This window comes from Streptococcus sp. 2154, assembly GCF_013277255.1.
GTDB classification, from domain to species: Bacteria; Bacillota; Bacilli; order Lactobacillales; family Streptococcaceae; genus Streptococcus; species Streptococcus pseudopneumoniae.
In genome coordinates this window covers 1-13,599 of the sequence record NZ_VMMK01000045.1, presented here as the reverse complement: position 1 = coordinate 13,599, position 13,599 = coordinate 1, and the positions used below count along the sequence as shown (strand labels likewise).

10 protein-coding genes and 2 pseudogenes are annotated in these 13,599 nt (G+C 41.6%); 10 read left to right on the top strand and 2 right to left on the bottom strand.

Annotated elements, in window-relative coordinates; genetic code table 11:
• Window positions 1-78: 78 nt before the first annotated feature.
• Complete coding sequence (locus tag HT693_RS08305; RefSeq protein WP_172925100.1) at window positions 79-1,080, bottom strand: endonuclease/exonuclease/phosphatase family protein; 1,002 nt, start codon at window positions 1,078-1,080, stop codon at window positions 79-81.
• A 156-nt stretch (window positions 1,081-1,236) separates the two neighbouring features.
• Between HT693_RS08305 and HT693_RS08300 the strand changes: the two are divergent.
• From HT693_RS08300 to HT693_RS08255, 10 genes and pseudogenes are all read left to right on the top strand, one after another.
• A pseudogene (locus HT693_RS08300) lies at window positions 1,237-1,722 on the top strand (IS30 family transposase); the annotation flags it as partial.
• A gap of 84 nt (window positions 1,723-1,806) precedes the next feature.
• A complete protein-coding gene (locus HT693_RS08295; RefSeq protein ID WP_138703569.1) occupies window positions 1,807-2,073 on the top strand; it encodes a helix-turn-helix transcriptional regulator in 267 nt (88 codons plus the stop codon).
• Window positions 2,074-2,439: 366 nt separating this feature from the next.
• A complete protein-coding gene (gene metE / locus HT693_RS08290) occupies window positions 2,440-4,689 on the top strand; it encodes a 5-methyltetrahydropteroyltriglutamate--homocysteine S-methyltransferase (protein ID WP_119947204.1) in 2,250 nt (749 codons plus the stop codon).
• Window positions 4,690-4,782: 93 nt separating this feature from the next.
• Window positions 4,783-5,649, top strand: a complete 867-nt coding sequence (gene metF / locus HT693_RS08285; RefSeq protein WP_138700519.1) for a methylenetetrahydrofolate reductase [NAD(P)H] — start codon at window positions 4,783-4,785, stop codon at window positions 5,647-5,649.
• A 1,064-nt stretch (window positions 5,650-6,713) separates the two neighbouring features.
• On the top strand, window positions 6,714-8,927 hold the full coding sequence (gene pnp, locus HT693_RS08280) for a polyribonucleotide nucleotidyltransferase (protein WP_172925099.1): 2,214 nt from the start codon (window positions 6,714-6,716) through the stop codon (window positions 8,925-8,927).
• Window positions 8,928-8,942: 15 nt separating this feature from the next.
• Window positions 8,943-9,560 (top strand): serine O-acetyltransferase, encoded by a 618-nt coding sequence (gene cysE, locus HT693_RS08275; RefSeq protein WP_023933244.1) that lies wholly within the window; start codon window positions 8,943-8,945, stop codon window positions 9,558-9,560.
• Between the two features lie 11 nt (window positions 9,561-9,571).
• On the top strand, window positions 9,572-10,456 hold the full coding sequence (locus HT693_RS08270; RefSeq protein ID WP_050259795.1) for a GNAT family N-acetyltransferase: 885 nt from the start codon (window positions 9,572-9,574) through the stop codon (window positions 10,454-10,456).
• A gap of 81 nt (window positions 10,457-10,537) precedes the next feature.
• Window positions 10,538-11,881 (top strand): cysteine--tRNA ligase, encoded by a 1,344-nt coding sequence (cysS, locus tag HT693_RS08265; RefSeq protein WP_025170627.1) that lies wholly within the window; start codon window positions 10,538-10,540, stop codon window positions 11,879-11,881.
• Window positions 11,874-12,260 carry a Mini-ribonuclease 3 gene (locus HT693_RS08260; RefSeq protein ID WP_000567930.1) on the top strand — a complete coding sequence of 129 codons (387 nt, stop codon included), beginning with the start codon at window positions 11,874-11,876 and terminating at the stop codon, window positions 12,258-12,260. Before cysS ends, HT693_RS08260 begins: the two co-directional genes overlap by 8 nt.
• Window positions 12,261-12,263: 3 nt before the next feature.
• Window positions 12,264-13,148: a PucR family transcriptional regulator gene (locus HT693_RS08255; RefSeq protein WP_000988345.1), complete on the top strand. Its 885-nt coding sequence runs from the start codon at window positions 12,264-12,266 to the stop codon at window positions 13,146-13,148.
• 126 nt (window positions 13,149-13,274) lie between these two features.
• Here the strand turns inward: HT693_RS08255 and HT693_RS08250 are convergent.
• Window positions 13,275-13,475: pseudogene (locus tag HT693_RS08250) on the bottom strand (helix-turn-helix domain-containing protein); the annotation flags it as partial.
• Window positions 13,476-13,599 lie beyond the last annotated feature (124 nt).

Here is a 13,599-nt window from a genome sequence, read left to right as displayed (position 1 = left end):
GACGAAGTCAGTAACCATATGTCTAAGGTAAGTCGACGCTGATGTGGTTTGAAGAGATTGTCGAAGAGTATAAAATAATTAAAATGTGATTTCTGTAAAAATACATCTATGATCAGAGTTTTGAAAACTTACAACGTCTAAATCTTTAACATAGTAGTGGTTTTTAGGCAATAAAATATGATCTATTGTTGCATTAAAAAGTTTTGGACTTTGGCTATTCCAAGTTCCTCTTTCAAAAGGTGGTAGTACATTTAATGCGTCCCTATGAGAGCTTATTTTTGCAAGTGCTCCATGACGCATAGTTGCATTAAAATCACCTGCAATAATAGCCTTTGGATATTTTGAAGCCAATTGATTATGAATGATGGTTAAGTCTTGCTTCCAGATTTCCATTAAACCTGGCAGAGGAGGAGCAGTATGCAAAGCAATGATATCTGGTATATTTTGTTTTCTCGAATGTAATACAATTGTCCCGAACCGTGTTGTATGGAAAGTTTTAGCTTCTGTATAGAAACCATAACTTTTCTTGACAATCACAGTCACAGGAGCTATTCCACTGTCAGTAGGTGGAGAAGTAAAAATATCATAGTTGGCTATAGAAAGTCCAACTTGATGAAACAATAGTTTGATTCTCTGGTTTTCTTGCTCACCTCTGATATTGGTAGCTAGTTCAGGGAATATAGCCATATCGGCATCAAAATGGCTAAAAATTCGCTCAATATGTTGTGCGTCTATTTGATTAGCGACGTTCCAAGTTACTAATTTTAAGGTTTTAGTCTTATTTGATGTGGAAGAAAGGGTTTTATCTGTTCCGAATAATAGTAATATGAGCGATAATAAGAGCAAAATGCCAGAGTAAAACCGTATTTGTTTATTTTTCTTGTAAAAAGATAGGGAAAAAAATACGAAACTTAAAATAGAAGCCATAGTTGCAGTAGCTAAGGGGAAGGCATAAATCTGTGCCAAGATAGGTCTGGTAGATAGCCAAATATTAAGATTAGAAGATGGAAAAAAAGAATAAGCTATGATAGGGATAGCAAAGAGAATGACAGAAAAGGCAGAGAGAAATATTTTAATCATTGTATGAGTACCTCGATTTGCAATGGTTGCTCGGAGCTAATGTGACTTTGTGACTTTACTCGATTGATATTCTTTTTATTGTCTTCCTTATAGATTAAGTACAACCCAAGTAAAAAAAAGTCCAATTTAAGATTGAAATGATTAAAAGTCACGGAGATGCAAGACAATTATACTACAAAAGGCAAACATTTGACAATCGATAGTCGTCGCTTAATCGAACGATGGAAAAAGGGAAAATCAAATAGAGAAATTGCCTCTCTACTTGGAAAAGCTCCTCAAACTATCCATACTGAAATCAAGCGTGGGACAGTCCGAAAATGTCTTGGAAAAGGGCGCTTCAAAGAGGTTTATTCTGCCGACTATGCTCAACAGTCTTATGAAAATAATCGCAAGCGCTCGGTCAAAAAATCAAGCTTGACCAAGGAACTAAAGGAAAAGATTCTCCACTATCATAACCAAAAATTTTCGCCTGAAATGATGGTGATGGCTAAAGGGGTTAACGTGGGAATTTCAACCATTTATTATTGGATTCATCGTGGAAAATTGGGGTTAAGCAAGCAGGATCTGCTTTACCCTAGAAAAGGAAAATCTGTTAAGAAACAAGTTAGTCCCAATTTTAAACCCGCTGATCAATCTATCGAATCATAATTCGCTCATTTTTTCAAAAAATACATAGATCTAAAAGAAAGAGGGGTAAGTGATGAAGAATAGTGCTATTGGGAGTAATTGGAAGGATGTCTATCTGAGCTCTTTAGCAAGGAGGAAATCCTTGAAAGTGATATGCGAGTAGCTATCATGAGCGAGTTGATTGAGGCTAGGTGTGAACAAAGAATCAGTCAGAAAAAGCTAGAAGAACTTAGTGGAGTAAGCCAGCCTGTCATAGCTAGGATGGAAACAGGCAAGACAAGCCCTCAGTTGGACACAGTCTTAAAAGTTCTAGCCAGTTTAGGAAAGACACTAGCAGTCGTCCCACTCGAACAGGAAAAGAGTTGATTAGAGTAGACTCATACTCAATGAAAATCAAAGAGCAAACTAGGAAATTAGCCGCAGGCTGTACTTGAGTACGGCAAGGCGACGTTGACGCGGTTTGAAGAGATTTTCGAAGAGTATTATAGTCTTTTCTAATAACAAGCCATAGTCACTTATAAGAATCACTAATAAGACGTTTGAACCGTCTAACTGGGATACAGCTTTAAAACAAGCTACACAAAGGATTTGAGGCATTTGTCTCAGGTCTTTTTCTTTTGTTTAAAACAGAGATATAGTTTCAAACTATATCAAAGCCTAATTTTTTACAATTATACAGATGATTCCTTTTCTGTTAAGATAGTTTCAACAACAAATTTTGGAGGACACATCATGTCAACTACAATCATCGGTTTCCCTCGTTTGGGCGAATTCCGCGAATTAAAATTTACAACTGAAAAATACTTTAGAAAAGAAATCTCAGAAGAAGAACTCCTTGCAGCAGCAAAAGACTTGCGTGCTAAACATTGGAACATTGTCAAAGAAAAAGGAATCACTGAAATCCCATCAAATGACTTTTCTCACTATGACAACTTCCTAGATGCAGCTTTCCTTTTCAACGTGGTGCCTGCATCCGTTCAAAACTTGGACTTGTCTGACCTTGAGCGCTACTTCGCTTTGGGTCGTGGTTACCAAGGAGAAAAAGGAGACGTTCGCGCCCTTCCAATGAAGAAATGGTTCAACACCAACTACCACTACATCGTTCCTAAATTTGAAAAAGACACTCAAGTCAAACTTGCAGGTCACAAAATCTTTGATGAGTTCCAAGAAGCAAAAGAACTTGGTCTCAACACTCGTCCTGTTCTTGTAGGTCCATTCACTTTCCTTCAATTGTCAGACTTTGAAGAAGGCGTGAAAGCAGAAGACTTCGTAGATAGCTTAGTGGCTGCTTACCAAGAAGTTTTTGCTAAATTGGCTGAACTTGGTGCGACTCGCATCCAATTGGATGAAGCGGCTCTTGTAAAAGACTTGACAGCTGAAGAAAAAGCTCTCTTCTTAAATCTCTACAACAAACTCTTGGCTGACAAAAAAGGTCTTGAAGTCTTGCTTCAAACTTACTTCGGTGATGTTCGTGACGTCTACGCTGACCTTGTGAACTTGCCAGTAGATGCTATCGGTCTTGACTTCGTTGAAGGTAAGAAAACTCTTGAATTGGTTAAAGGTGGCTTCCCAGCTGATAAGATTCTTTATGCAGGTATTGTCAATGGTAAAAACATCTGGCGCAACAACTACGAAAAGAGCTTGGCTGTTCTTGAACAAATCCCAGCTGAAAACATTGTCTTGACAAGCTCATGCTCACTTCTTCATGTGCCATTTACAACTGCTAATGAAGAATTTGAACCAGCAATCTTGAACCACTTTGCCTTTGCAGTTGAAAAATTGGATGAAATCCGTGACTTGGATGCTATCCGCAATGGTCAAGGTGAAGAAGCACTTGCAGCCAACAAAGAACTCTTTGCGACTGAGCGTGTTGGTGAAAATGCGGAACTTCGTGCGCGTATCGCTGGCTTGACAGACGCAGACTACACTCGTTTGCCAGCCTTTGCAGAACGTGAAGCTATCCAAGAAGAAGCTTTCAAACTTCCAGCTCTTCCAACAACAACTATCGGTTCATTCCCTCAAACTAAAGAAGTTCGTGCCAAACGTTTGGCTTACCGTAAAGGTGAATTGTCTCAAGAAGAGTACGACGCTTTCCTTGCTGAAACGATCGATGAATGGATCAAATGGCAAGAAGACATCGACTTTGATGTCCTTGTTCACGGTGAATTTGAGCGTAATGACATGGTTGAGTACTTCGGTCAAAACTTGTCAGGATACCTCTTCTCTAAAAATGGTTGGGTACAATCATACGGTATGCGTGGGGTTAAACCACCAATCATCTGGGGTGATGTCACTCGTCTTAACCCTATCACTGTTAAATGGTCTAGCTATGCACAAAGCCGTACAAACAAACCTGTTAAGGGTATGTTAACTGGACCTGTTACCATCCTTAACTGGTCATTCCCACGTGAAGACATCTCTATCAAGGATTCAACTCTTCAAATCGCCTTTGCTATCAAGGATGAAGTGCTTGACCTTGAAGCTGCTGGTGTGAAAATCATCCAAATCGACGAGGCTGCTCTTCGTGAGAAATTGCCGCTCCGTCGTAGCGACTGGTACGAAGACTACCTTGACTGGGCAATTCCTGCCTTCCGCTTGGTACACTCAACAGTAGCGCCAGACACACAAATCCACACTCACATGTGTTACTCAGAATTTACAGATATCATCCCAGCTATCGACAACATGGATGCAGACGTTATTTCCTTTGAAGCTAGTCGTTCAAACCTTGAAATCTTGGACGAACTCAAAGCGAAAAACTTCCAAACAGAAGTGGGACCTGGGGTTTACGATATCCACTCACCTCGTGTGCCGAACGAAGGCGAAATCGACCATACAATCGAAGCTATCCTTGCTAAAGTGCCAAGCAAGAAAGTTTGGATCAACCCTGACTGTGGTTTGAAAACACGTGGTATTCCAGAAACAAAAGAAAGCTTGATTCGCCTTGTTGAAGCAGCTAAAGCTGCGCGTGAGAAATTGTAAGATTGGATTTCTTGCTTGACACTGTCTGATCAAGAAGATGCTTAGCCTAGTTAGGTTAGCAATAATGAAATCAAAAAGAAAAGGATATTGACTATGTCACGCCAAACACCGTCACTCTCATTTGAAGTGTTCCCTCCAAACCCAGCCGTGGGTAATGGTAACATTATTTCAGCCTTGCAGGATATGCAGGAGTTGGCTCCCCATTTTATCAGTGTAACTGCCAGCAATAATAAATTTAATATCAAGGAAACGACGGTTCGTTTGGCTGATTTTATCCAAAATGACTTGGCGATTCCGACCATTGCTCACTTGCCAGCCATCTATTTGACTAAGGACAAGGTTGCTGAAACCATTGCTGACTTGGACAAGGTTGGAGTGCAGAAAATCTTGGCTCTTCGTGGGGATATTATTCCAGACGTGGAACCACAAAAGGATTTCCGCTATGCAACCGACTTGATTGAGTTCATCAAGGAACAAGCCCCTCACTTTGATATTGTTGGTGCTTGTTATCCAGAAGGCCATCCAGATTCACCAAATCAGATTTCAGATATTCAAAATCTTAAGAAGAAAGTAGATGCAGGTTGTTCGAGCCTCGTAACTCAGCTTTTCTTTGACAATGAGCGTTTCTATGATTTTCAAGACAAGTGCATCTTGGCTGGGATTGATGTTCCCATTCATGCAGGAATTATGCCAATTCTGAATCGAAATCAGGCTCTCCGCCTCTTGAAGACTTGTGAGAATATCCATCTTCCACGCAAATTTAAAGCCATCTTAGACAAGTATGAGCATGACCCTGAGTCGCTCAGAGCAGCAGGACTTGCCTATGCGGTGGACCAAATCGTGGACTTGGTAACTCAGGATGTTGCAGGTGTGCATCTCTACACTATGAACAATGCTGAAACAGCAAAATACATCCATCAAGCAACCCATGCCTTGTTTAATCATCAGTCTCTAGGATAATAAAAAGAAAACCATTCTTCTCAAGTGAGGGGAATGGTTCCTTTTTAATGGTAAAGACCGCACTTTTTAAGAAAAATATGATAAAATAGACTCTGTACGTACTTGATACAAAGATGAGGGTATTTAGGTTTTAGAAGTTTGTTTAAAGTTGATTATTTTTTAAGCAAAATCTGATAATGTGTGTCTCAAAAAACACGAACGGAGTGAGTATTTAAAAGATATTTCACGCTATCGTGGTATCTTAGATGATAACAATATTATTATCTAAGGCAGGATTTTTGAGAGTAAAATAGTTCGGGAAACTATTTTAGCCTGAGCATAGAAATAAAAAGGCGAAGTAATTAAAAATTACCATTGAAATTCCGTTGGATTTCTAAAATCATCCACTGGATAATTTTAGCTCCCGTCCGCACTATTCCAGGGAAATATCAAAAAGATACTTAATTGAATTTTGGCCTCATTCCTTAGGAAAAAAGATAAGCTTCCTAGCACTCATCGAGTGCGGCGTCACCTTCCTATTTTTCTACAGAAATGTTCGGCAAGCCAAACCGTCCAAAATATCTTGTGTAATTGAACACGCCTACAACTCTGTGGAAAAAGATAAATCTACCTAGGAGCATTCGCTCCGTCGTTCGATTTCCTATTTTCCTTTGAGTTGCTTAACGGCTTAGTATCTTGAGTAATTGAACCCGGCCGAAAAGCTGTGTAAAAAAGATAAACTGTTTTGTCTTCATCGAAGACTTCGTCAGTTTCCTATTTTTACTTTGCTTTTGACGTCCTTGGTATCTTGAGTAATTGAACCCGTCCGAAAAGCTATGTAAAAAAGATAAACTGTCTTGTCTTCATCGAAGACTTCGTCAGTTTCCTATTTTCACTTTGCTTTTGACGTCCTTGGTATCTTGAGTAATTGAACACGGGCTAAATCCCTAGTGAAAAAGATAGATTTCCTGGTGCGCATCGCACACTGCGTCAATCTCCTATTTTCATACGGGATTCTTCACGCCCTTAGTATCTTGATCTTTGTAGGCAAGGCGTATAATTTTATCAATCCAAAGGGGATTAAAATGACAAAACAAGTGTTTCAAACGACTTTTGCGGGTCGTGAGTTGATCGTAGAGACTGGTCAGGTTGCTAAGCAGGCAAATGGCTCTGTTGTTGTACGTTACGGTGAGTCAACTGTCTTGACTGCTGCCGTTATGTCTAAGAAAATGGCAACTGGAGATTTCTTCCCTCTTCAAGTCAACTACGAAGAAAAAATGTATGCAGCTGGGAAGTTTCCTGGTGGCTTTATGAAACGTGAAGGACGTCCTTCAACAGATGCGACCTTGACAGCGCGTTTGATTGACCGCCCAATCCGTCCTATGTTTGCGGAAGGTTTCCGTAATGAAGTACAAGTGGTTAACACTGTGCTTTCTTATGATGAAAATGCTTCTGCACCAATGGCTGCTATGTTTGGTTCATCCTTGGCGCTTTCTATCTCAGATATTCCATTTGACGGACCAATCGCTGGGGTACAAGTGGGCTATGTGGATGGTCAAATCATCATCAACCCAAGCCAAGAACAAGCAGAGCAATCGCTTCTTGAATTAACAGTAGCAGGTACCAAGCACGCCATCAACATGGTAGAGTCTGGTGCTAAAGAATTGTCAGAAGAAATCATGTTGGAAGCTCTTCTTAAAGGGCATGAAGCAGTCAAAGAATTGATTGCCTTCCAAGAAGAAATCGTTGCAGCTGTTGGTAAAGAAAAAGCAGAAGTAGAATTGCTTCATGTGGACGCTGAATTGCAGGCTGAAATTATCGCAGCCTACAACAGTGACCTCCAAAAAGCGGTCCAAGTAGAAGAAAAATTGGCTCGTGAAGCTGCAACTCAAGCAGTTAAAGACCAAGTGACTGCCGTTTACGAAGAAAAATATACAGACCATGAAGAATTTGACCGTATCATGCGTGATGTGGCTGAAATCTTGGAACAAATGGAACACGCTGAGGTGCGCCGTTTGATCACAGAAGATAAGGTACGTCCTGACGGTCGTAAGGTTGATGAAATCCGTCCTTTGGATGCGGTTGTTGACTTCCTTCCTCGTGTGCACGGTTCAGGTCTCTTCACTCGTGGACAAACTCAAGCTCTTTCAGTCTTGACATTGGCTCCGATGGGTGAAACTCAAATCATTGATGGTTTGGATCCAGAGTACAAGAAACGCTTTATGCACCACTATAACTTCCCTCAATATTCTGTAGGGGAAACAGGTCGTTACGGTGCGCCAGGTCGTCGTGAAATCGGTCACGGTGCTCTCGGTGAACGTGCTCTTGCTCAAGTCTTGCCAAGCTTGGAAGAATTCCCATACGCTATCCGCCTAGTAGCAGAAGTCTTGGAATCAAACGGTTCTTCATCTCAAGCCTCTATCTGTGCGGGTACTCTTGCCCTTATGGCTGGTGGTGTGCCAATCAAGGCGCCAGTAGCAGGGATTGCCATGGGACTTATCTCAGATGGAAATAACTACACAGTCTTGACAGATATCCAAGGTTTGGAAGATCACTTTGGAGACATGGACTTCAAGGTTGCCGGAACTCGTGACGGGATTACAGCCCTTCAAATGGATATTAAGATTCAAGGGATTACTGCAGAAATCTTGACTGAGGCCCTTGCTCAAGCCAAGAAAGCGCGTTTTGAAATCCTTGATGTCATTGAAGCAACCATTCCAGAAGTTCGTCCAGAATTGGCTCCAACTGCTCCGAAAATTGATACCATCAAGATTGATGTGGACAAGATTAAGATTGTCATCGGTAAGGGTGGAGAAACCATCGACAAGATTATCGCTGAAACAGGCGTTAAGATTGACATCGACGAAGAAGGTAACGTATCTATCTACTCTAGCGACCAAGATGCCATCAATCGTGCCAAAGAAATTATTGCTGGTTTGGTTCGTGAAGCTAAGGTGGACGAAGTTTACCGTGCTAAAGTCGTTCGTATCGAGAAATTTGGTGCCTTTGTTAACCTCTTTGATAAGACAGATGCTCTTGTTCATATCTCGGAGATGGCTTGGACTCGTACCAATCGTGTAGAGGATTTGGTAGAAATCGGGGATGAAGTTGATGTTAAGGTTATCAAGATTGATGAAAAAGGCCGTATCGATGCCTCTATGAAGGCTCTTCTACCTCGTCCGCCAAAACCTGAGCATGATGAAAAAGGTGAAAAGTCTGAGCGCCCTCACCGCCCACGTCATCACAAGGATCACAAACCTAAGAAAGAATTTACAGAAATACCAAAAGATTCAGAGTAAGAAAAGGAGAAATGTATGGGGTGGTGGCGCGAAACCATTGATATCGTAAAAGAAAATGATCCAGCGGCCCGCACCACTTTGGAGGTTTTGCTGACTTATCCAGGTGTCAAGGCCTTGGCGGCCCACCGTCTCTCGCATTTTCTCTGGAAGTACGACTTCAAACTCCTGGCTCGTATGCACAGTCAGTTCTGGCGCTTTTGGACTCAGATTGAGATTCATCCAGGTGCCCAGATTGATTCAGGTGTCTTTATCGACCACGGTTCAGGCTTGGTGATTGGAGAAACAGCGATCGTTGAAAAAGGCGTTCTTCTTTATCACGGGGTGACTCTTGGTGGAACTGGTAAGGATGTTGGAAAACGCCATCCGACCGTTCGAAAGGGAGCTCTCATATCGGCTCATGCCCAAGTCATCGGACCAGTGGAAATCGGTGAAAATGCCAAGGTTGGTGCAGCAGCAGTTGTCGTGGCAGATGTACCTAGTGATGTGACGGTTGTCGGTATTCCGGCTAAGATTGTCCGCCTTCATGGTAAGAAGGATGAGCCTGTCATTCACGAAGTCGAAGAAAAACGAGAGTATTATGTTAATAAACTCGAGCAGGCTAAAGAAGCCAGTCATAGATCGTCTGGTTTGTAGAGGATACCTATATGATTCAAGCAAGAAACAAGTTAAGCCAAGAGGAGTTATCTGAGGCGAAAAAACTAATTAACTGTTGCCAAAACTATGACGGTACCTATCGTGATCCCTATCTCTCTAACATGCTTAATTTTGACCTAAACATGCCCGCCTTTTTCCTTTATTATGAAAAAGGCGAACTTGTTGGTCTCTTAACTGTTTATGCAGATGATCAAGATGTGGAAGTGACGATACTGGTTCATCCAGATCATCGCCGTCAGGGAATTGCGCGTGCTTTGTTTACGAGTTTTGAGAAAGAAACAGCTTCTTTCTCTATTTGTTCAGTCACTTTTCAGACAGAGCGTATTTTTCTAGAGCGTCATCCTGATTTTGTCAGTAACTGGGGATTGGTCGAGGATGAAGAGACAGAAACCTGGTTAGGTAAGGATAGAAGACCATATCAGTTAGCAAAACTTTCTAATCTTGAAGTTTTGTTAGCAGATAGTTCGTATCAGGAGCAAATTAGCCAGTTAAAATTTCAGGCATTTTCAGAGGAACATGAATCTAGAGAAGTTGTGGATAGATATGTCGCTGAAGCTCTGAAGGATCCAGAAAGTCGCTTATATATTTTGTTAAAAGACAGTCAGGTTATTGGAACTTGCACGGTAGATTTATCGACTAATACGAATTACTTCTACGGTTTAGCAATATTGGAACCTGAACGTGGGAAAGGCTATGGAAGCTACTTAGCAAAATCCCTCGTCAACCAACTAATTGAGCAAAATGACAAGGAATTTCAGATTGCAGTGGAAGATAGCAATGTAGGTGCCAAACGTTTGTATGAAAAAATTGGCTTTGTCAAACAGACTCAGGTGGTTTATCTGAATGAGAAAGGAGCAAGGGATTCCGAAGTGTAGAGATATTCGGACTGAAATTCAATTGAACTCTTAGTGATGAAACTAAGTGTTCTTTGATTTTGGCTTTCCTGATTATGATTTATGATTAAAATCTACGACACCATGTCTCGTGATTTGCGAGAATTTGTCCCAATCGAGGACGGCAAAGTCAAGATGTATGTTTGTGGACCAACCGTCTACAACTATATCCACGTGGGGAATGCCCGTTCAACGGTGACTTTTGATACCATTCGTCGCTATTTTGAGTACCGTGGGTATAAGGTTGCCTATATTTCCAATTTTACAGATGTGGATGATAAGATAATCAACCGTGCCAAGGAAGAAGGCATCACGCCTCAGGAGGTTGCGGACAAGTACATCGCTGCCTTTCGTGAGGATGTGACGGCCTTGGGCGTGAAACCTGCGACTCGCCATCCGCGTGTAGTGGAGTTTATGGCAGACATCATCCGTTTTGTGGAAGACTTGATTGAGAAAGGCTTTGCCTATGAGAGTCAAGGGGATGTCTATTTCCGTGTAGAAAAATCTCACAATTACGCCAAATTGGCTAATAAAACCTTGGAAGATTTGGAGCTAGGTGCTTCAGGTCGTACCGATGAAGAAACGGCTCGTAAGGAAAATCCTGTGGACTTTGCATTATGGAAATCTTCCAAACCAGGTGAGATTTCTTGGGATAGTCCTTGGGGACCTGGACGTCCGGGTTGGCATATCGAGTGTTCAGTCATGTCGACAGAGATTTTGGGCGATACCATTGATATCCACGGTGGTGGAGCTGACCTAGAGTTTCCACACCACACCAATGAAATTGCCCAGTCTGAAGCTAAAACAGGCAAGACTTTTGCTAACTACTGGATGCACAATGGCTTTGTCAATATCGACAATGTCAAAATGTCTAAGTCCTTGGGTAACTTCATTACGGTACACGATGCCCTTAAAACTCTTGATGGGCAAGTACTTCGTTTCTTCTTTGCGACCCAGCACTACCGTAAGCCTATCAACTTTACGGAAAAGGCAGTGCGCGATGCCGAGACCAATCTCAAGTATCTGAAGAATACTTATGAGCAACCATTTACAGGAAACGTGGATGCCCAAGAGTTACAAAACTTTAAAGATAAGTTTGTAGCAGCTATGGATGAAGATTTTAATGCTGCCAACGGTATCACAGTTGTCTTTGAAATGGCCAAATGGATCAACTCAGGGAACTATGATGCAAGTGTCAAGCAAGCTCTTGCAGATATGTTAGAAATTTTTGGAATTGTCTTTGTTGAGGAAGCTTTGGATGCAGAGATTGAAGACTTGATTCAAAAACGCCAAGAGGCGCGTGCCAATCGTGACTTTGCGACAGCAGACCAAATCCGTGATCAATTGGCTGCTCAGGGAATTAAGCTCCTTGACACCAAGGATGGAGTGAGGTGGACACGTGATTGATGTCAATCTCATTAATGGGATTGCGCTAGCCTTTGAAGGAGATGCGGTTTATTCCATGTATATTCGTCGTCACCTCATACTCAAAGGCATGACCAAACCCAATAAACTCCATCAAGAAGCGACCAAGTATGTGTCGGCCAAAGCTCAGGCTCGCCTGATTTCCCTCATGTTAGAGGAGCAAGTCCTAACGGAAAGAGAAAAAGAAATCTACAAACGTGGCCGCAATACCAATAGCCACACAAAGGCTAAAAATGCCGATGTGGTGACTTACCGCATGTCCACAGGTTTTGAAGCTGTGATGGGCTATCTCCATATGACTGAAAATTTGGAACGTCTTGAGAGCTTGATTTGGTGGTGCATCCAAAAAGTGGAGGGCTAGGACATGATGACAAAAGAACTACAAGACTGGTTTCCTGAGGCTCAGATTTCAGACCAACCAGTAGAGAAAGAAGGCTATCTCACTCTCCCTTTAGCTTCTCAGCAGTGGATTTTGCTGGAGAAAGCTGGGCTCAGTGAGCGTGAAAAGCAGTTGATTTCCCTTTTGACCCAGCAGGAGCAGGCTCGTTCGCTCAATCCTTGGTATTCCTATCTGATTGAGGGGAAGGGTCAGGCACCGCAAACTTTTAAAAAGATTCAGTTGGTGTATTGCCATCTTTCCTATTTTCAGCAGGAAAATCTGGCTTCTTGGCTAGATATGATGCGGACTCTTTTTCCGAATTGTCAGACGGTGCTTCAGGTCGGAGCTCAGGATTATGTTTTCGTGCTGCAACAAGATAAGTACACCTCTGTACGTTCAATCTTATCTGATACGATTGAAGCGGTTGAGTATGACTTTGGACTTCGTCTCTCTATCATGTTAGGCCAGGTTTGGTCTCAGGCAAGACATCAAGCCCTATCAGACTTGATTAAAGCAGAGAGAGATTTGTTTAAGACTTGGTGGCGTCAGGGTCACCAAGGTGTTCATACTTTTTCACAGCTCTATCTTTGGAGTATGGGAGAAAGGCTCGTGGACTTGAAGCCAATCAAGGAATGTCTACACCAGATGATTTTGGACCAGGATCAGATTCAGGAAATCATTCTCTCCCTTTGGGAAAATAGTGCTGTCCTAACAAAAACAGCCCAGCAACTCTATCTGCACCGCAATTCTCTCCAATACAAAATTGATAAATGGGAAGAATTGACAGGGCTTCAGTTGAAAGAGTTGACCGACTTGACCTTGTGTTATCAATTGATTTTAGGTTCTTTGTCAACTATAGTTGGTTTGTAAAGAAGTTAATATTTGGAGAAGAGGATTGCCATCTTCTCCATTTTTATGTGCAGAGTTATAGTGGATTGAGGCTGTCAATCGAAAGTGATGATGTCCCAAAAAAATGGTGAGATTGAGGGCAATTATTTTGCTTTCATCAGGGATTGCATGTTTTGGTTTTCGATTTCTGTTTCCGTGTCTGAAGGCTTCTTTTCCTTTCTGTTGATAGGCTAGTAGCAGACGATTGCTTTGTCTTTCAGAAAGATTCAGTTCGACACAGGCTCGATTCTTTGTTTTCTTTCCTTGGTCTATAGCTTTTATCACAAGATATTTTTTCGTTTCATTCATATTCAGTTGGATACTTTTCATACGACTATTTTATCAAATGGGACATTTTCACGTTCGATTTACTAAAGACATTATCACATTCGAATTACAAAACCTAAAAAATCAAATGTTTTTCCTTGCAAAA